This is a genomic window from Mucilaginibacter sp. OK098 (genome assembly GCF_900142915.1).
GTDB lineage: Bacteria > Bacteroidota > Bacteroidia > Sphingobacteriales > Sphingobacteriaceae > Mucilaginibacter.
The window spans coordinates 162,792-179,885 of sequence record NZ_FRCM01000004.1; the positions used below are offsets into that span (position 1 = coordinate 162,792).

Below are 17,094 nucleotides of genomic sequence, written 5' to 3' on the forward strand. Positions count from 1 at the left end.
GATTTTATTGTGCGGATGATGGCCGGAACTGGCTAACCATTTGCTGTATTTCCAGGTTGATCCGGGAAAAGTTCTGACGGAGTATTTCGTCGCTTTTATCCCCGAAATTGTAGAAGATGGGCAATGGCTTATATGCCTTTTCCTCTTTCGCAATTTCTTTCAGGTCAAGCGATACCCGGCAATTGACTGCGGATGTTTCAAATTTACCGGTGTAGGCTTCACGCACATCCGCAGCGATGACACCCACCAATTCACCGGCATTTAATGAAGCGATTTTACCTGCTGGAATCAGCGCCTCAAGCTTTTCATTGAGAGAAGTCGAAGTTTTATTACGGTCAATAGAGAGCCCCTCCCCGATTTGTTTATTCTTACCAAACAGGCGTTCCAACCATTCCAACGTTTCCTTATTACGCACAGAGCCAGACAATACATTTCCGATTACCGAAGTCAAAACGGCCGCTGTTTCTTTACCATATTGCTGGTTGAGCATCGGAATTTCTTGAAATCCCAGGCAAACACATACGCGATTTGATCTGGCAGTTGCGATCAGATTGTCGCACTTATTTATATATAAGGATGAGCACTCATCCACTAACAGTGCCGAAGGAAGATTGCCTTTGGAATTGATTAATTTGGTTAACCGGTTAACGACAATCGAGTAACATGCTGAATTAATATTTTGAGTACTCGGGTCATTCGCCAAAACCAAAATAGAAGGATTTTCTTTGGAGGAGATTTTCAAATCGAAATCATTTCCAGAGAAAACCCAAAATGTCTCCTTCGTAGCTAAACGGCTGGTAAAGATCTTTAAAGTGCCAATCTGACCTTCCAACTGGTCAAAAGCTTTTGCATTATAAGCGGTCATAAATGGCGAAAGCAAAGGCCTCAATTCTGCCTCGGAAGTAAGGGCGTTGAATATTTCTTCATAGCTACAGTTAAGTAAGGCAAGAACATGGGGAAAACTGGATAAAATTCCGTTGTTGTATTTGCTCATGAAGTAAATACAGGATGCCAGAAAATTGATAGCAGATTGCGTGAAAAACTGGTCGCTTCCACCCGAACGATCTCCTTTTTTGAGTGCTTCAACAAGAGCTTCGGCTGTCTCAGAAGCATCAGCAAGTGACCGGATGTAATCGGCCCGCCAGGGATTAATACGCCTGCTCTTTTCAACCTCATTAAGATTAATTACATGGAAAGTAAAACCCTTTAGTTTTCCCTGTTGCTTGGCCAGTAGATAATGATAATAAGCAATATGTCCGAGGTCGGGATATTTAAAATCATACAAGCAGACCGTAAATTCCTTTGCAATTAACTGCCGGATAAATGGGTTAACAACTGAAAATGTTTTACCGGAACCCGGCGTGCCGATTACAATCGTTCCGCGAAAAACGTTAACGATGTTGATCCAGCCATTTCTGACCTTTCCTTTGTAATAAAAGAGCATCGGGATGTTCACCGAGTACGGTGTTTCCAATTTGCCAACCGGCTGCATAAAGCTTTCCGCCTCTGTATTCCATTGATCTTTACCGAGGCCCGATTTGATCAGCTTGGATATATTATCCATCGCAAGACTCGTCATCAAGGTGCCGGCCAATGAAAAAATGACATAGACCAGATTATACCATGAAGTGTAGGCAAAAGCCAGCGCTGAAGGACGTCCCTGGAAAATAATGCTTCCAAAAAACAGGAAAAGACCAAGACTGAGCGGGTAAACGATATGCTTTTTAGGGTTAAGGTCTTTTTCTTTTTTTGCTAACGTACCAATACTGACCAGGCACATTATTGTAAGCGTAGTGAGTTTGCTGTAAGTAATGTTATTGTAAATCACTATCTCCGCGATCTTATCCAACGGGGTATAAAAAAAGCCCCAGATTGGGGCTTTGCGATAAACGAAGATGATTGCTTCGAGCAATACAGACAGGTATATAGCAGTTTGCATGAACCCATGCAACTTCTGCTGTTCACGGGTTTCTTCCATAAACTATTGTTATTAAAAATCAATCGTATCCGCTTCAAGCAGATCTTTGTAATTGATGGTAAGCGTTACCACGCGTCCGGAAATTTGCTTTTCGCTGAGTTCCGTATGAAGGACTTTATTACCCGGAAAGGACATTTTTTTAAACACAAAAACGTTTCGATAGTATTTTGAAAACGATGGCACGCCGGAGAGCACAAACACAGGACTTATCTCAACAGACTGAATATTACTGGCTTTTGTTACCTTTTTATCATCGATCTTGAACCTGAAATCTTCGATATCGTATCTAAGATTGGTTTTGTTTTTAAAGGCAATGTCCAGGAATATGTAATCCCCTAAAGTGGCTATATGGTTAACCTGCCCTTTGAGGCCGAAGGCCTTTACCTTGTCAAGTTTCTTCTCTGAACTTGCTGTGTATAGCTTTAGGCAAAGCAGTTTAAGCTGATTTTGTGAAAGGCCGATGCCCGAGATATCCAATGGCCTGGTATCTGCCGGAAGGATATTAATCTCTGTTGGGACACCTAGAGAACCCGGCAATAATTGATATTGCGCAATGAATTTTTCCCCTGCGATGGTAATAACGGAACCGGTAAAGCTTTTAAGGGAGTCTTTCAGTTTGATGCGCAGCACATTTTTAAGCGGTAAATCACCAATGAGGTTTTTGTCCGATATATCCACATACTGTACGGGTTCCGGGGAGATAAAATGGACAGTTAGATTTTCCGGCAAATAAACAACCGGAAGTTTTTCCTGAGCATGCGCAAAGGCAGCTAAAAGCAGGAACAGGTATGGCAGTAACTTTTTCATATTAATATTTTTTTTGAGCGTTTTGTAATGCATCTGAATCGATGAGATAGATATAAGAGTTGTATTTAAGCTTGGCTTTATTTTTCCTGATCAGGTCGGCAATAGCAGATGAGGTTGACTGAAATACCTTGTCAACCGTACTCATCAGGAACTGGCTGCCGCTTGAATTGCCATCTATGGTGACTCCCTGAACGGTATTACTGCCTAAATCCTTGGTAAACTCACGGAATGAGGAAGCAGGAACATACAGGCCCGGCATACCATCAAGGTCATAAACCTCCAGTTTCACAGGTAATATTTTACTGTCGTAAAGGACTGAAGTGATAGACAACGTTACCCTTTGCTCGGAAAAGCCACTTATCTGGGCAAAAAGATAGGTGCCTTTTTTTATCAGGATGTCTCCAGCTTTTATGTCCTCCAAAAGTTTGAGGCGCAAGCGTGAACCTGCATAACCTGTGATGTTTTCATCAATAACGGCACTTATGAAATCCTGTCGCTTTTCTGGCAGCACTGTATTAAAATCATCTGAAGTCTGCGCAGCCCTTACAACCGTGAACTTAACTTGGGAAGCTTTTTCTTTGGCGAATTTGTCGGCAGCATCGCGCTTTTGTTTTTCGGCTTTGTAGGCAGGATCATTTGCTTTATTAATGCTGTCCATAACCGCCATTTGCTGTTTAAAAACTTCCATCGGGTCTTTTTCATGTGGCTCAGGTGGCAATTCGTTTCTTTGCCTTGGTGGGACTTTTGCATTTATGATATTTGCCAGTTGCCGTTCGCGGTTTATGCCGGTGTTTTCTACGTCGTGTGATTTCGCATTGGCTGCGATGGAATCCAGCATCTTTTGCTGCTGGTCGGAATAATCATTGTGGTAAGACGGATTACTCGTCGATTCTTTAGGTAAGACGCCGACAGCTGACATACCATCTGCTTCCTTATAGGTATTTCTAAAAGCATCCAACTTATCGGCAAGCTGTCGTTTGCGAACATCAGATGATACATTGCCTACACTCGCATTTAGCCCTGCTTTGGGGGCCGTATCCTGTTTGGGTTTATCGAAGCTGCTATGCCAGGCATAATAGAACAGGCAAAAGAACGGCAGCAACACCAAAGGCAGGATATACTTGGGTTGTTTAAAATTGATTTTCATAATATTTTAATGTTGGATTTGTTGCAGGCTGTCAAGCGCACTTTCGAGCATCGCGCTATCGGCAGATGTAAGTTGTTGTCTGGCGCTCAGGCTATCTACCAGCTTTTTAAGGCCCATGCCTTTCTTGATCTTTGCCGCGGTTTGCAGGATCTTTGAAAAACCGTCTTCAACCGGATCGACAGGTTTTTCTATTCTGGTTATTTTAGCCTCGGGATGACGAAAAACCGTAAAAGACAGCGCGGCAGATGTTATCATCAATACGATCATCAGCCCGAGAAATATTTTTGGACGGGCATTCAGTACCTGCTTTAAAACATTTCCTGCGGCTCCGAAATAAGTGCCAAACTCTTTATGGATCTCTGAATACAGCGTATCCCTTGGATCGCGGTTAGAATGTATTTTTCTCCACATCTTGCAAGTCTTTATTTTCGAGGGTTTTCCAATTGGTGATCAGTACACCGTGAGGATTGTTATCGCTTCGCGGAATATCTTTTAGGTAGCCTTCCGTGACCAGCGAGCGAATGACCGTTGAGCTGCGCCGGTCTATTTTTAACTTGCCGTAATACCTGAAATATTTCTTGGGCATATCCACCGCAATGGAATCGGTTTGTAGGGTGAGCACAGAACTTGATGACAGAATAGAGTTAAAAAAACCATTCTCCTTCAGATCGTTGTACTGCTGCATCCCTGATTCATCGACCAGGTACATTGCTTTTTTCATCTGATACTCCATGTAATTATCATCCGGCGTAAGCGAAAAAAACAGGGAATGAAAGAGGTCAATGTGCGCGCGATATTCAGCCGGCCTGTTCATTTGAATATCTGTTTGGCGGGCAAGTATGGGTACATTGTTATCCAGTATATAAATGCTCTTTTGTGCATTGGAAACCAACTTATAGGCGTATATACAGTTCATGCCGACGATTACCAATGATGTCATCAGGCTTCCTATGGCAATGATCGTCGCAAGCCTGATCTTGGCTTCGATATTTTTAATAATCATGATTTTTGCAATAAAAAAGGCCGCCTTTTTGAAAAAGCAGCCTTTAGGTGAACGATGAGTTGATTAGATAAAGCTTCCGGAGGCGCGACGTGCAACCCCTAAAACAGTTCCTGCGCTTCTGCCGAAAGTTGAGGTGGCGGAACTAATGCCCGAAGTAGATATGATCCAGGTTGAAATGCTTGGGACGGTAAACATGCAGATGGCACCAATGAGAAATACAATTATCACGGTACCAAAAGACAATACGCCGTTACCGGCAAACCAGGCCATCTTTTCAAGATTTGCACTGAGGCCATCCTTACCGACAAGTTCCTGATATTTACTAATTTCGGATGTAAGCGCATATTCCTGCATCAGGCCTGTCAGGTACATAATCAGGTAAGCGATTCCGCTATAAAGGTTAACGGAGACAAATCTAGCGATCCAGGTGCTAAAACTATCCCGGAATGCGGGAAGGATACTAACTGCAACGGCGAAGGGCCCAAGAATAATTAGTATCGTGGAATAGATGATCTGAATCATGAAGATGATGTAAACCGCCAGTCGCAAAATCCATATACCAAGTAATTCCAGCATTTGGGTAAACAGCAATTGCATGCCCACTTCCAACCTGTTCTTCAATTCCAGTAAAGGAGAGACAACACTGCTGATGCCCTGCTTTACAGTGCTGGTTACGGAATCCCAGGCCTCACCGTACCATGTATCACTTTCTTTCTCCGCAACCTGCGTTTGGGCCTGATAAGTATAAAGCGAATTGGCCACTGCAAGCATGAGGTTAGAGCGATTCAGGCGTAGGTTGTCAACGGTAGTTTGCTCGCTATTGAACATCTGCTCCGTCTGATTGGCCACAATATCTGTCGGGAATGCAATTACTTTGACAAACGTTCCCCACCAAAGTATGATCATGGCTAAACCAAATGGCCGCATCAAAGGCATGATTTCCAATTGCTTGTCACCAACCATCATCTCATAGCTTTTAATTGCAAAATAGATGATCATAAAAATCGCAGCGAGTGCTTTTGCGTCCGTAATAAATAAGTCGAAATGCGTCCAGACAGAATCTTTTAATCCTTGTAAAAACACCATTACACCATGCTCGTAAACCCCGTCACCTTGCAGGAATTCAAGTGTTTTAGTATTGTCAGTGGTTGTAGTCTGTGCAAAAACTGCCGGTGCCACCAGGCAAAGCAGCAAGAATAGGATAAGTTTTTTTTTCATTGCACGTGTTGTAATACCTTGTTAGCAATAGCGATATCGGACTGCGGTGTCCAGTCAGGTACGCCGACCTGGTTTGTTTTTAACCGCAGCTGTTGCGCAGCCATGGTAAGTGTTGATCGTGCCGATGCTGTTCTGATCGCCCACACTCCGGAAAGCCGTCTATACTCCAGAAGATACCTGTGGTAAGCAAGAATACGCGCGCCGCGATCCATATCGGTGGAATGGGCAGCCTCAACACGCTGCTTAAGCATATCCAGTTCGTTTTTGTACCAACTGTAAAGCCCCTCCGAGACAAGCTTAGCGGATACTTGGGGGGAAAGCCCGGCGAGAATAGTGGCCGCTGAATTATTGAGCACCGGCGAAAGCTGGCCTTTGTAATAAAGCAACCACAATGGATCTGCGTCACTGACCAGACCGGATTGGTTTGCGATCTCCGACAAAGCCGTATTTCTTACTGTATCTGATTGCAGCTTGTATTTGTTATCAGTGGTGTTCATTGCGCCGACCAAAGCAAGGCGCTGGGTTTGCGGCCCGTTTACGCTCAGCGGTCGCAGGTCTGTTTTGTGATAGTTGGGATAGAAAAGCCCCCATGTTAGCCAGTAGTATGGATTCAGGCTAAGAAAACCAGCTTTGGGGGTGAATTTTTTTTGATCCCATTGCAGGTAGACCATGCGTTCCTGCTGATACCTGATACTTTGGTCTTGCACAACTGATTGCGCAAAACAGCTGCAAGCCCATTTCAAAATGAGCAGCGGCAATAAAATAATACTTTTCATTGTCTTAAATATTTAGCGTTTTGAATAATTTGTGTGACGATGGATTTATCCTGATTGATGTATCCTGAAAAAGGATTAAGGGAACTAATAATACCTCTCTCTTTTGCCCAGTACATGGCGCGCCAAGCACCGTAGGCAAGGCCATCTATTATCTGAAGCTGCTGTGTCACTTTGCGCAGCAGTTCGTCTCTTGCACTATAGTTTGCGAGTACGTTATCACCGTCTTTGAGAATATACCCTGAAACATCTGTTACCAGCATGATCGCCCGCGCCCGCATTTGGGAGGTGATGCTGCTTGCGACAAGCAATAGCGCTGGATCAGATTTTGCGAGCGACAAAGCTTGTTGCGTATAGTTGGTTATATCGGCAATGATGACGGCCATGTTTTTTACGGCGAGCCCGTCTTTTAATGCAGAATTTACATTAGATAAAGACTGGTAAATAATGGTTTGGGCTAATACCACTGAGCCCACATTTGTGTTGAGATCGGTGATATTATTATTGATTTTGCCCAAATACTGATCATGAGTGGCTTCCGCACTGCTTCTGACAACAGCATTCTCCGTTACGGCAGCAAAGTGCCAGGGATCGACAACATATTGCTGCGCCTGCACAATACCATTGTAAAGCAGCAGGCAAAATAGCCACCTTTTCATTTGAGGTATTTTGCGTTTTGAATGATGTCTTTACCGATATTCATATCCGCATCAATAAAGTTTTGAAAGGGATTGGCGGCTTTGAGCAATGAGGAAAGGCTGGAATATTGCATTATGCTCAGCATATTGCCGGATAGGTTCTGGATGTTGCTTAATTCCGAAATCACGTAATCGAAAAGCATTTTTCGGTCAGATGCCTTCATCTGGTTAATATCACCTAATGATAAGGTGAGCCCAGTGACATAACCCATCAAGTCTTTAGCCTGTACTGCAAATTGTAATGCTGATTGATAACCAATAGCCAGTAATGCCGGGTTTTTTTGCACCAATTGGATGATCTGCACCTGATTATTTACAATTCGGCTGACCATAGGGCTGGCGTAGATACCGATATCTGCAAGGTTGATGGCCGTTCCCAACGTATTATATCGATGCTGCAATTCCCTGTAGGTTCCTTTTATTTTTGAAAGCAAGGTTAGGTTAGCCTGTTCATTAGCATTTACGGTCGCCTGCTCGTTCCTAGCCGTCCCTTGTAACTTGTTTTCGGATTGTGATTCAGAAACTAACTGATGAATGCCAACAATGTCCAGAGTTTTTTGCTGAGCCAAAGCAGTAATGTATAGCCCGAGAAATGCGGTGAGCATAAGTAAAGTTTTCATTGCTTCAGGTATTTAGCGTTGGTTAATACATCATTGGCGATGCGAACATCCTCATTCTGCCACTCTGCCCATGGATTAAGCGAGCGAAAGATGCCGTCTATTTTCGCCCAGTACATGGCTCGGTTCATTCCATAGGCAATACCGCGAAGGATGCGCATTTCTGTAGCAATATGATTAAGCAGTTTACCACGTTCGCCGGAATCCATTAGGTTATTTGTACCTCCTTTCAAGACAAATGCACTTACATCTGCAGCTAAGGTCGCAGCCCGAGTTTGAAAATCACGAGCGCCCTGTTCTGCAAAAAGTAATAACACCGGGTCTGATTGCGCCAGCTTAATTGAGCTTTCCACATCCGAAACAATATCCGAACCGCATTCCGCTATTTCTTTAATAGTGGTTAGGTTATTGATCACAGATGCAACCTGGCTAAGCCCCTGATAAATTTTGTTCTGCATATTGTTGACTATGACCAGTTGGCCGGTCACAGCAAGCTGGCCTTTCTGGATGAGGTCGAGTTTATTATTGGTTGTATTTAGTTGTCCGTTAATGGTAGATGCACTGACAACAATTGCACCTGACACTGCCGGGTCAACTACAATTTCCTGCGCTAAGGCTGCAACAAACAGCAAACAGCCAAGCATGGTGGTAATTATTTTTTTCATGTTATGATTTATTTACTTGGGTGATAAATGCGGGCAGAGATTTGCCACTCATCTGAAAATCGCCTACAAATGCGTCAAGCCCTTCAGCATAGCTGCCAAACCTGTCGATATATTTTTCTACAGCAGATTTTTCCGGCTTTTCTGTGGTATAGGTAAGATATTGATGCAATGATACCTCCACACCATACACCTCACCGATAGTGCCACGGCGTATATATACCTCCTTAAAACGGCCCCGTTGATCTGTATTATCGAGCTGGTTAATTGTAAAGATCTTACGCCTTTCTGTTTCATTTATAGAAAGCAAAGCTGCGATCTGATCGTAATTGTCTTTGAACTTGGTCTGATCAAGCAAAAAGATGGTATCAGAATTATTAATGATACTATCTTTAACAACAGCATTGCCAATAATGTCCCCCAATTCCTGGGTTACTACGATGGCTTCACCCCAAAATTTACGTACAGTTTTGTAGAGGTACAAAATATACCCCGCCATTAGCGGGCTTGCGATTGCTTTCCATGCTTCTTCAATTATTAGGGTTTTGCGTCTATCAGAGCGGTACCGCATCTTTTGAATGAATACATCCATGATGATGAGCGTTACCAGTGGGAAGAGAATTTTGTGCTCTTTTATACTATCAATTTCAAAAACAATAAAGCGTTCAGTGAATAGGGATCTATCGGTTTCATTGTTCAGAATTGCTTCAAATTCTCCCCCCTGATAGAACTTTTTCAGGACGTACCGAAACTCATCAAAATCAAACAATATCTTTTCTTCCCTTTTTATTTCAGGGATTTTTTCAAGCGCAAATTCATAAAAGGTATTGAAGTTTAATTTTTCACCATTGTCAAAAAAATTTCCATAATAAGCCGAGATCACGTTTGCGATGACGTCCCGTTCAACAGGACTGAGTATCCCTTCAGCACCTTTCCAGGCTACAGCAACCAGTGTACATAAGAAATCTTTTTTTTCAATATTGTACTCTGCTTCAGTGATCTGAAATGGATTCATGGTTATCGGCTGCTTATCTGTATAGGTGATATATTTGCCATTGTAATATTTACATAGTCCAGAATAGGAATGACCAGTATCAACAATCACCATATCCATATTGTATAGCATGTAATTTTCTATTAATGAGCATGTTAGAAAACTTTTTCCGGAACCTGAAGGACCTAAAATGAAGCGATTTCTTGAATTTATCCGCCCAGTGCGCATTGGAAGATCAGATGGATCAATGGCAACTGGAATGCCCTGTCGGTCGGTAAACCTGATTAGAAAATCCGAAGGCTCATCCTTTGGCAGGGATTCTTTAAAAAAGAAGCACATGGCTGCATCACAGGTAGTCAGGAACCAGTCATAAACTTTCAGTTCACCGGCATTGCCCGGCAATGCCGTGCGAAAAAGCTCCAGTTGGTTGTAGGCATTTTTACTTGGAATGATCCCTAACTGAAATAGCGAACTTTCAACGAAATTGGCAGCCTTTGGTAAGGTTCCTTTGGATGCACAAATGAGAATATTGAAATGTGCATTTACCAGTAACTGGTTTTCCCTGGCTACATCAGTCAGCAACAGATCGATATCCTCAACGCAAAGCTGATTAGCTGGGTCAGGGATACCGGCATGGCGCTTCTTTTTTTGTTCCAGTTTCCGAAGGGTCATTACCTGATTTGGAATCTCAACTACCTGGTTGTAAACCACGGCGTCGCAACCTGGAACCTTGAAAAGGAAAGACAAAAAATCGATAGGAAATCCACGGGTGCTTTCCTTATCATTGAGTTCTATATGTGTTGAAACTTCCTGCGGTAGATCGATACTATCAATGTTGACCAGGCTGATAGAGCGAACCGCGCGTTCTCCAAGGTTAACTTCCGTTTCCGTAGGTGACAGATTATTAAGACTGATAGGTCCGCTTTTGAAATCCATGCTGAGCATTTGCAGGACAAGCTGGTTAATGGCAACCTCGTCCAATGCCCTGCCGGACGGTAAAACGTCGAGCACTTTTCCTATAGATTGCATAAAGTCCCGAAGGCCTTTAGCATCGTAAGTATAAAAAGTACCTTTTTTAACCTGCTTTGTAATGGTCAGGTAAGTAGAAACGCGAAGGCATTCCCGGTTTTCAAAATGCGCATTGTAATGACGCTGCAAATATTCTTCAGCATCTTTGGCACGAAAAGCATACCTGCTGATGATGTCATGTTTTTGCAGCAAATGACCTTCGCCCAGGATTTTGACGATATTGATCAGGAGATGGTGGTATTCTTCATAACCTGAAGGATCGGCTGAATAACGGGTAACCGGATTATTAATCTCGATAACTATCGAATATTCACCCGTTAAACCAATGAGCAGATTATAATCGCCTTCCTTATTAATTCCGGCGTACGGGATGTTAAACAAGCTTTTTGCGGACATAATGATTAAGGATTAAAATGTTGGTGTTTCGGCTTTTGGCGTGAAGACCGCCTTTTTGCCGAGAGGCTGTGTAGAATAGACCGCCGGTAATGCAGCCGACAAGGACAAAAGCCCCCAGCCACATATTGATCAATGACATGACCAGCGCGCCTGCAACAAGCCCGGTAAGTAATGAGGCAAGACCCCAATAGATGAATTTACCTTTGAAGCCTTTGAAAATAAGGGGCTTCTGCAGCCCCTTATAAACAGCAAATTTCCTGGCCATTACAATCCGAAGAAAGCTTTGATGACCAATGCGGAAACCACCAAAAAGACACATGAACCACCCCAACCCATCAACTCTTTGTTGATGTCCTGATCACCACTATTCCATTTTGAATAGACGCGGATAGCGCCAACGATGCCGACGATACCCCCGATTACCAGGGTAATGTTTGTTACCGGTGCAACATAGGTCTTGAGTGTTGAGGTGGCGGTGTTTAAACCATTTACACCACTTTGTGCGAATACAGGCACAGACAGAGCAAGCAGCACGGCTGATGCCCACAGTTTTTTTGTTTTGTTGAACATTAAAAAGGAGAAAAAAATCGAAGCGGAGATCTTTTAAAGCCAATTGGAGAAAATGGCTGGTTATGGTAACAGGCGTTCAGATCACGATATACGCCCTAAGCGATACACCCAACGGAGCAATGGATGAAAAACAGGTAAACGATTGCGGCTAAATGCCAAAGATGGCACGGAGAAATACACCCGCAAGCGTCATAAAAAGGGCTGCAAAAAACCAGGCGGCGACATCCGCTGTGAATCTATCCTTGCCCATCTGCGCATTTTTGTAAATACGCAATCCTCCGATGATGCCAAAAAGTCCGGCAACAATCAGCGATAAATCAAAAGCTGAAAAAAACGTTGATTTTAAATCCTGTTGTGCCTGTTGCATTTCTGCAATTCCCGGCTGGGCGGAAACTGAACAGGCGGCGATACAACAAGCCAGAATTAGAAGGGTCTTCCTCAATAACTCACTTGTTTAATATACTCCACCGCTTCATCACGGCAAAGATTAAACATGTTTTTAAGGGATACGCCGCCACTTGCGTATATGGGAGAAGCGATGTCGGCGCTTGTTAATTCAGGTGTAAGCGCCACAGCGTTGATCCGTTCGCTAAAGGACAATTCATTCGTATCATTGTCATCATTAACCCGTCTATTACGCAGCTGATCCCACGCAATAAGGATTAAATAATAGGCGGTGTATAAACCGCCAAGCCATAGGATAAATTTAAACCAGTTCATAAATCATTGTTTTGAATAAAGTGTTTAATAATTGTTTTTAATTCGGGCTGGGTTTCAAGCAAATGTTTTACTGCGAACGCTACCAATTTGGAGACATCCACACTGGTAGCCATTTTAAATTGATTCATCGTCCGCACGGTTTTTTCATCAAACCGAACATGCACCATGCTTTTATTAGGGCTTGTATCAAATGCGAGAATGGCATCAAGTATGGCAGCTTCAAACTTTTTTTCTGCTTTGCGTTGCTTTTTGACTTGCTTATCTGTGGGCTTGGTAAGTTCCTGCCTCAGCTGGTCAGCCAGCGATTTCATGTTTTCCATATAAATGATCAGCATAAATTTTTTCAAAAACGGGGATAATTACCGGGTACAAAGAAATTGGGGTTTGGAAGGTGTTCGTGCGCTGAAAATCGATCCGGTCAGGCAATACATCAGTGATCACACCGAACTTGGAAAGCTGTATATTAACTTCCTGCATGATCTCGAATTTAGCATTCGCTTTTATCCTGTTGGGAATGAATACCATTTTTATCTTTGGATTTACTTTTCGCAGTACTACCGTAAACAGCATGGTGGATTCAAATGTGAACTCATCATAAGCGAACGGACAGATAAATAGGTCAGCTGCATTAAAAACAGCAAGCAGACCATCATCATCAAGTTTGCCCGGAAGATCGATCAGTACAACATCCTTGCTGTTTTTCATGAGTACCTCTTTCAGTACGGGAAAAGTTTCCAGAGTAGCTGAAAGCACTTCATAAGGCTCCTTGTTCTCCAGTATTTTCGCTTTCTCATATTTCTGGGAAATGGATTGCTGATAATCCATATCAATAACGGTTACCGGGCATTTTTTTGCCGATGTGAGGTAGTTGGCAAGCACGAGGGTCATGGTGCTTTTACCTGCGCCTCCTTTTTGGTTTCCAATAATTATGGTCATGATTTTATAATTTAACGGGTGTTGGTTCTTGCTTTTTTTTGTCGCCTGCGACGCATACCATGTATCTGCTGGTCGTCCACATCATCTGCTATCCATACCGGACGGATCGTTGATGCAATCGCATTATCGCTTTCTTCTAATTCAGCTTTCATGGGAGTAGCCAGCAACGACTGCATATTTTCACCTAATAATTCTTTTAAGGGTAATACTTCACTACCCTTAAAAACCATTTTCTGGCTGTGGTCAATTATGGAATAACCATAAGGTTGCTTTCCTTCAGCCGAATGAAATAGGACTTCAACCTGATAAGTATTTGACAAAAAATCCTTGAAATCAGGCCGATGTTTTAATTGCCTGAAAAGTTCACGTAGTTCAGCAATACGTTGTGCCGGCCGCTCATAATTATTGATCCTTTCATGAATTGTTTTTTCATCAACTTCCTTACCCGGCAAGGCGAGACTTTCCATAACCATAAAAAACTGGGCACGGGTACTAAAACGGTAGCCTAAAGCTTTGTCAATACCGAGCACCTCTTTAAGATTGCCTATGGCGCGAAGCTTTTCATATGCACTGTTTATTTTTTTGCCTTGCTTGTCAACCCTTACTGAAACGACATGAACGTGATTATTATCGGTATCCTTATGGTAAACAATCAAATAAGGCTGCTTTCCGTATCCCATTTTATCAAGCCAGGAAACTGCAATTTCAGTGAGTTCTTTACTTGAATAATTTCTTCCTTTGGCGGAAAGCACGGCGTGAAACTGTGGCTTTTTAATGCGCGTGTTTTGTGAAGCAATCATTTGGAAGTAGTTAATATAGTCCTGCGGTCTTAGCCTGCTAAGGCCTTCAAGTGAACCAAAGTTGGCTACCCGCATCAATTCGCCCTTGTTACGGTCAATTTTACTCGTGTTATAAACTACACCGCTGAACTTAGCCGATGAGGAAAGAATTTTAACGATCATAAAATATAACTGAAGATCTGTGTAGCGGAGTCGCTGTATTTCTCTATAACCAGGTGGCAGAATAACGTTGTATCAACGTTTCTAAGTAGCTATGGATCGATATAACCTTATTACCTAATAACTTTATAGCAAATGAACTTTCTAACGATATACCAGCATATCGATGGAGCCTTATACCTGACTATCTGCGGATCTTTATAACTTAGTAACCAAGTAACGCAATAGCAATACATCAATATAACAGGGCATCCAAATAGCTCAATAGCTATAAAACTATATACCTGTAGGTCTGTATAACTAAAGCTTATGATTTTCCGACGAGCCTGATCACTTTCCGTAGGCTGATTTCGAGTTGCTGTTGTAATTGCAGGTACTTTTGGAAATGGGTATCAAATTGTTCAGCTATTAACGGCGATAAAGCGCCTTGTAACCTTAATGTATTTGCGTGTTTGGCTAACTGGTTGATATTATTTCCAACCCGTCCCATCTCCGAAAATATGTTATCAAGGCTTATAATCAAGTCTTTTGCGTTAATTACGGTGGCTCCCGCATTATTCAGAACTCTTTTTCTCAATAATTCTGTTTTGCTGATACCCAAGGTTTTTTCCAGGGAACTGATAAGACTGTATTCATCCTCCGTAAATCTCACATCGATTTTCTTTGTTCGTTTCCCACTTTCCAATTGGGGTCTGCCTTTTGCCATACTATTCCTCCATAAAAAACGAGTTGCGATGTTTTCCATTCTCCCGGAGGGCAAGATTCTTTTTGTCGGACAAAAAGACATCTTGCCCTCGGAAAATCAAAGTATTTTTGGGATATCTGATTTGTAATTATCGGCCTAACGGCTATTGCTAATCCCCGATTTAGGAACTATGTCTTCGCCAATTTTCAATTCAGATAATTTAGCGGCGGCAACCAGTTTATCATTATAGTCGTTAAATCCGTCAAAGGCGCCAGACCTATCACTTGCATAAGGCAGCACTGAGATAAACTCTTTAGATGCTGCTAAACCTGATTGATCACGGTCAAAATAGATATCCAAAAATGAAAACGCCTTTGCCTTTTCAATTCCCTCAGCTAATAGAGCAATAGTATTCAAAACGATAACACTATGGTCCGATGTAGTATTCTCCGCTTTCCAGCTGAGATAGTTTATAAACCCCTCAAACACTACCGCTTTTTTTGAATGTCCTTGTATAAAGCTTATCGCTTTATTTCCAAGGCAGCCCTTGAAATATTTGTTCCGAACCTCCCATGCGTTTTTTTCGTTTTTCCAGCCTGCAGCATAAAAGTGTTTCCGTTCACCCTTTTCATCCTGCACAAAGTAGTAGATTTCATGGAGTGTTTCTTTCGCCTGGTCAAAAATTTGACGGCCTTTAAGATATTCAGTAATGGCCGGATGCGTCCCAATTTCCTTTGTTTCGATTACAATGTAATTTGGAATCTTTACAGATATGCGGGGCCGTATTGCCTTCTTCTCCATTAAGGATATGTTGCAAACATCCTGGATCTTTTGAATAACCTCGCCAAAAGATAAATGGCCCCATAAAGCCAGGCCGAGGTCAACAATGTTCCCCCCTTTGCGTGTACCATGATCAAACCAGACTCCCAATTCATCATTAACGCTGAACGAAGGTTTAGTGTCATTTTCACGCAGAATACTGATGTACAATTTTTCTCTGCCATATTTTTTAATAGGCTGGTGACCAAGGCGCGCCAAAAAATCGACAAGAGATGCCTGATCTTTCAGCTCTTTTGCTGTAAGTAATACTGACATTTTTTAAAATTTAAATGGTTAATTCTGGGAAAGGCCCGGATTCAGGTTAGCTTTGAAATGATAATAGACTTTGCAAGCAGCTCAATTTCAAATCGATCTATTCGCCAGGCTGCAGAATAATCACCATCTTTTCTGACGGCGATCAAACCTTCTCTGACCCAATTTTCCACTGTAGTGCGTCCAAACGCTTTGAAAGCTTCACTTTTATTGAGGTAGGGTTTCACTTTTCCTGTTTTGATCAATGCGGATAGTGCGCCGAGCTCAGCTGCGGCCTCCGCAATAAGTTTAAGTTGAAAAGGATTGATTTCCATGTACCGGCAGCGGATAACGAACCCGTTAATTCATTTCTACCGGTATATAATTCGGGACTACTCACGTCGGATCTACTCGCCGGGCTCTCGCCTGCCAATGCGTTTTCGGTTACTTAATTCACCTTCGCAAAATTTCCGACTTTCTTTGCCGGATAATGCTTTGTCCCAATACGTCAAAGACCGTTATAAGCCAAGCGCTTATAGCTTTCTATCTGCCACTGGCAGATAAGTATGCCTGTTGCTGGCAGCGGCAACGCAATCCAGCTTAATTCTGTCAAGAAATCTTTTGGAACCTTTTCCAGGCGCGGATAATGGAGCTATCAGGTGTTCTGTCAACCAGCGGTCAACATTGCTTCGGCCGTAAATGCGGTAGGCATCGGCCTTGCTGATAAAGGGGGTAATTACCCCACTTTCAGCAACAGCTTTGGCCACTCCCGAATTAACTGCATTAAGCATTAACAGCGATAAATCCTCGATTTCCATGAGGTCAAAGCAC

At 42.7% G+C, this 17,094-nt stretch carries 22 protein-coding genes; all 22 read right to left on the reverse strand.

Going from position 1 to position 17,094, the window contains the following annotated elements:
* Positions 1-4: 4 nt before the first annotated feature.
* Entirely contained in the window at positions 5-1,978 is a 1,974-nt protein-coding gene (locus BUE31_RS14095; RefSeq protein WP_073404460.1) for a type IV secretion system DNA-binding domain-containing protein, read from the reverse strand.
* A 12-nt stretch (positions 1,979-1,990) separates the two neighbouring features.
* Positions 1,991-2,785: a conjugative transposon protein TraN gene (gene traN / locus BUE31_RS14100; RefSeq protein WP_073404949.1), complete on the reverse strand. Its 795-nt coding sequence runs from the start codon at positions 2,783-2,785 to the stop codon at positions 1,991-1,993.
* A gap of 1 nt (position 2,786) precedes the next feature.
* Positions 2,787-3,932, reverse strand: a complete 1,146-nt coding sequence (gene traM, locus BUE31_RS14105; protein ID WP_073404461.1) for a conjugative transposon protein TraM — start codon at positions 3,930-3,932, stop codon at positions 2,787-2,789.
* Between the two features lie 6 nt (positions 3,933-3,938).
* Entirely contained in the window at positions 3,939-4,343 is a 405-nt protein-coding gene (locus tag BUE31_RS14110; RefSeq protein ID WP_073404462.1) for a hypothetical protein, read from the reverse strand.
* Positions 4,321-4,935, reverse strand: a complete 615-nt coding sequence (traK, locus tag BUE31_RS14115) for a conjugative transposon protein TraK (RefSeq protein WP_073404463.1) — start codon at positions 4,933-4,935, stop codon at positions 4,321-4,323. The genes BUE31_RS14110 and traK overlap by 23 nt, the downstream gene beginning before the upstream one ends.
* Before the next feature lie 63 nt (positions 4,936-4,998).
* Complete coding sequence (locus BUE31_RS14120) at positions 4,999-6,153, reverse strand: plasmid transfer protein (RefSeq protein WP_073404464.1); 1,155 nt, start codon at positions 6,151-6,153, stop codon at positions 4,999-5,001.
* Positions 6,150-6,929, reverse strand: coding sequence for a hypothetical protein (locus tag BUE31_RS14125; protein WP_073404465.1), 780 nt, complete (start codon positions 6,927-6,929; stop codon positions 6,150-6,152). Before BUE31_RS14125 ends, BUE31_RS14120 begins: the two co-directional genes overlap by 4 nt.
* Complete coding sequence (locus tag BUE31_RS14130; protein ID WP_073404466.1) at positions 6,926-7,585, reverse strand: hypothetical protein; 660 nt, start codon at positions 7,583-7,585, stop codon at positions 6,926-6,928. Before BUE31_RS14130 ends, BUE31_RS14125 begins: the two co-directional genes overlap by 4 nt.
* Complete coding sequence (locus BUE31_RS14135; protein ID WP_073404467.1) at positions 7,582-8,244, reverse strand: hypothetical protein; 663 nt, start codon at positions 8,242-8,244, stop codon at positions 7,582-7,584. The genes BUE31_RS14130 and BUE31_RS14135 overlap by 4 nt, the downstream gene beginning before the upstream one ends.
* Complete coding sequence (locus BUE31_RS14140; RefSeq protein WP_073404468.1) at positions 8,241-8,906, reverse strand: hypothetical protein; 666 nt, start codon at positions 8,904-8,906, stop codon at positions 8,241-8,243. Before BUE31_RS14140 ends, BUE31_RS14135 begins: the two co-directional genes overlap by 4 nt.
* 1 nt (position 8,907) lies before the next feature.
* Complete coding sequence (locus BUE31_RS14145) at positions 8,908-11,322, reverse strand: TraG family conjugative transposon ATPase (RefSeq protein ID WP_073404469.1); 2,415 nt, start codon at positions 11,320-11,322, stop codon at positions 8,908-8,910.
* Positions 11,300-11,587, reverse strand: a complete 288-nt coding sequence (locus BUE31_RS14150; RefSeq protein ID WP_073404470.1) for a plasmid transfer protein — start codon at positions 11,585-11,587, stop codon at positions 11,300-11,302. The genes BUE31_RS14145 and BUE31_RS14150 overlap by 23 nt, the downstream gene beginning before the upstream one ends.
* Positions 11,587-11,892, reverse strand: a complete 306-nt coding sequence (locus tag BUE31_RS14155; RefSeq protein ID WP_073404471.1) for a DUF4134 domain-containing protein — start codon at positions 11,890-11,892, stop codon at positions 11,587-11,589. Before BUE31_RS14155 ends, BUE31_RS14150 begins: the two co-directional genes overlap by 1 nt.
* Positions 11,893-12,040: 148 nt before the next feature.
* Positions 12,041-12,334, reverse strand: coding sequence for a DUF4134 family protein (locus BUE31_RS14160; protein WP_073404472.1), 294 nt, complete (start codon positions 12,332-12,334; stop codon positions 12,041-12,043).
* Positions 12,331-12,612 (reverse strand): hypothetical protein, encoded by a 282-nt coding sequence (locus BUE31_RS14165; RefSeq protein WP_073404473.1) that lies wholly within the window; start codon positions 12,610-12,612, stop codon positions 12,331-12,333. Before BUE31_RS14165 ends, BUE31_RS14160 begins: the two co-directional genes overlap by 4 nt.
* Positions 12,609-12,923, reverse strand: a complete 315-nt coding sequence (locus BUE31_RS14170; RefSeq protein ID WP_159440684.1) for a hypothetical protein — start codon at positions 12,921-12,923, stop codon at positions 12,609-12,611. Before BUE31_RS14170 ends, BUE31_RS14165 begins: the two co-directional genes overlap by 4 nt.
* Positions 12,907-13,548 carry a ParA family protein gene (locus tag BUE31_RS14175; protein ID WP_073404475.1) on the reverse strand — a complete coding sequence of 214 codons (642 nt, stop codon included), beginning with the start codon at positions 13,546-13,548 and terminating at the stop codon, positions 12,907-12,909. The genes BUE31_RS14170 and BUE31_RS14175 overlap by 17 nt, the downstream gene beginning before the upstream one ends.
* An 11-nt stretch (positions 13,549-13,559) precedes the next feature.
* Positions 13,560-14,510: a relaxase/mobilization nuclease domain-containing protein gene (locus BUE31_RS14180; protein ID WP_073404476.1), complete on the reverse strand. Its 951-nt coding sequence runs from the start codon at positions 14,508-14,510 to the stop codon at positions 13,560-13,562.
* A 304-nt stretch (positions 14,511-14,814) separates the two neighbouring features.
* Positions 14,815-15,213 carry a plasmid mobilization protein gene (locus tag BUE31_RS14185; RefSeq protein WP_073404950.1) on the reverse strand — a complete coding sequence of 133 codons (399 nt, stop codon included), beginning with the start codon at positions 15,211-15,213 and terminating at the stop codon, positions 14,815-14,817.
* Positions 15,214-15,348: 135 nt separating this feature from the next.
* Entirely contained in the window at positions 15,349-16,287 is a 939-nt protein-coding gene (locus BUE31_RS14190) for a hypothetical protein (RefSeq protein WP_073404477.1), read from the reverse strand.
* A gap of 41 nt (positions 16,288-16,328) precedes the next feature.
* Positions 16,329-16,598, reverse strand: coding sequence for a hypothetical protein (locus BUE31_RS14195; protein WP_073404478.1), 270 nt, complete (start codon positions 16,596-16,598; stop codon positions 16,329-16,331).
* 198 nt (positions 16,599-16,796) lie between these two features.
* On the reverse strand, positions 16,797-17,081 hold the full coding sequence (locus BUE31_RS14200; RefSeq protein ID WP_073404479.1) for a hypothetical protein: 285 nt from the start codon (positions 17,079-17,081) through the stop codon (positions 16,797-16,799).
* Positions 17,082-17,094 lie beyond the last annotated feature (13 nt).

What these genes read in the sequence shown, in the direction of transcription:
- BUE31_RS14095 (WP_073404460.1), bottom strand. Translation starts at nt 1,978, where the DNA reads ATGGAAGAAACCCGTGAACAGCAGAAGTTGCATGGGTTCATGCAAACT.
- traN (WP_073404949.1), bottom strand. Translation starts at nt 2,785, where the DNA reads ATGAAAAAGTTACTGCCATACCTGTTCCTGCTTTTAGCTGCCTTTGCG.
- traM (WP_073404461.1), bottom strand. Translation starts at nt 3,932, where the DNA reads ATGAAAATCAATTTTAAACAACCCAAGTATATCCTGCCTTTGGTGTTG.
- BUE31_RS14110 (WP_073404462.1), bottom strand. Translation starts at nt 4,343, where the DNA reads ATGTGGAGAAAAATACATTCTAACCGCGATCCAAGGGATACGCTGTAT.
- traK (WP_073404463.1), bottom strand. Translation starts at nt 4,935, where the DNA reads ATGATTATTAAAAATATCGAAGCCAAGATCAGGCTTGCGACGATCATT.
- BUE31_RS14120 (WP_073404464.1), bottom strand. Translation starts at nt 6,153, where the DNA reads ATGAAAAAAAAACTTATCCTATTCTTGCTGCTTTGCCTGGTGGCACCG.
- BUE31_RS14125 (WP_073404465.1), bottom strand. Translation starts at nt 6,929, where the DNA reads ATGAAAAGTATTATTTTATTGCCGCTGCTCATTTTGAAATGGGCTTGC.
- BUE31_RS14130 (WP_073404466.1), bottom strand. Translation starts at nt 7,585, where the DNA reads ATGAAAAGGTGGCTATTTTGCCTGCTGCTTTACAATGGTATTGTGCAG.
- BUE31_RS14135 (WP_073404467.1), bottom strand. Translation starts at nt 8,244, where the DNA reads ATGAAAACTTTACTTATGCTCACCGCATTTCTCGGGCTATACATTACT.
- BUE31_RS14140 (WP_073404468.1), bottom strand. Translation starts at nt 8,906, where the DNA reads ATGAAAAAAATAATTACCACCATGCTTGGCTGTTTGCTGTTTGTTGCA.
- BUE31_RS14145 (WP_073404469.1), bottom strand. Translation starts at nt 11,322, where the DNA reads ATGTCCGCAAAAAGCTTGTTTAACATCCCGTACGCCGGAATTAATAAG.
- BUE31_RS14150 (WP_073404470.1), bottom strand. Translation starts at nt 11,587, where the DNA reads ATGGCCAGGAAATTTGCTGTTTATAAGGGGCTGCAGAAGCCCCTTATT.
- BUE31_RS14155 (WP_073404471.1), bottom strand. Translation starts at nt 11,892, where the DNA reads ATGTTCAACAAAACAAAAAAACTGTGGGCATCAGCCGTGCTGCTTGCT.
- BUE31_RS14165 (WP_073404473.1), bottom strand. Translation starts at nt 12,612, where the DNA reads ATGAACTGGTTTAAATTTATCCTATGGCTTGGCGGTTTATACACCGCC.
- BUE31_RS14170 (WP_159440684.1), bottom strand. Translation starts at nt 12,923, where the DNA reads ATGAAATCGCTGGCTGACCAGCTGAGGCAGGAACTTACCAAGCCCACA.
- BUE31_RS14175 (WP_073404475.1), bottom strand. Translation starts at nt 13,548, where the DNA reads ATGACCATAATTATTGGAAACCAAAAAGGAGGCGCAGGTAAAAGCACC.
- BUE31_RS14180 (WP_073404476.1), bottom strand. Translation starts at nt 14,510, where the DNA reads ATGATCGTTAAAATTCTTTCCTCATCGGCTAAGTTCAGCGGTGTAGTT.
- BUE31_RS14185 (WP_073404950.1), bottom strand. Translation starts at nt 15,213, where the DNA reads ATGGCAAAAGGCAGACCCCAATTGGAAAGTGGGAAACGAACAAAGAAA.
- BUE31_RS14190 (WP_073404477.1), bottom strand. Translation starts at nt 16,287, where the DNA reads ATGTCAGTATTACTTACAGCAAAAGAGCTGAAAGATCAGGCATCTCTT.
- BUE31_RS14195 (WP_073404478.1), bottom strand. Translation starts at nt 16,598, where the DNA reads ATGGAAATCAATCCTTTTCAACTTAAACTTATTGCGGAGGCCGCAGCT.
- BUE31_RS14200 (WP_073404479.1), bottom strand. Translation starts at nt 17,081, where the DNA reads ATGGAAATCGAGGATTTATCGCTGTTAATGCTTAATGCAGTTAATTCG.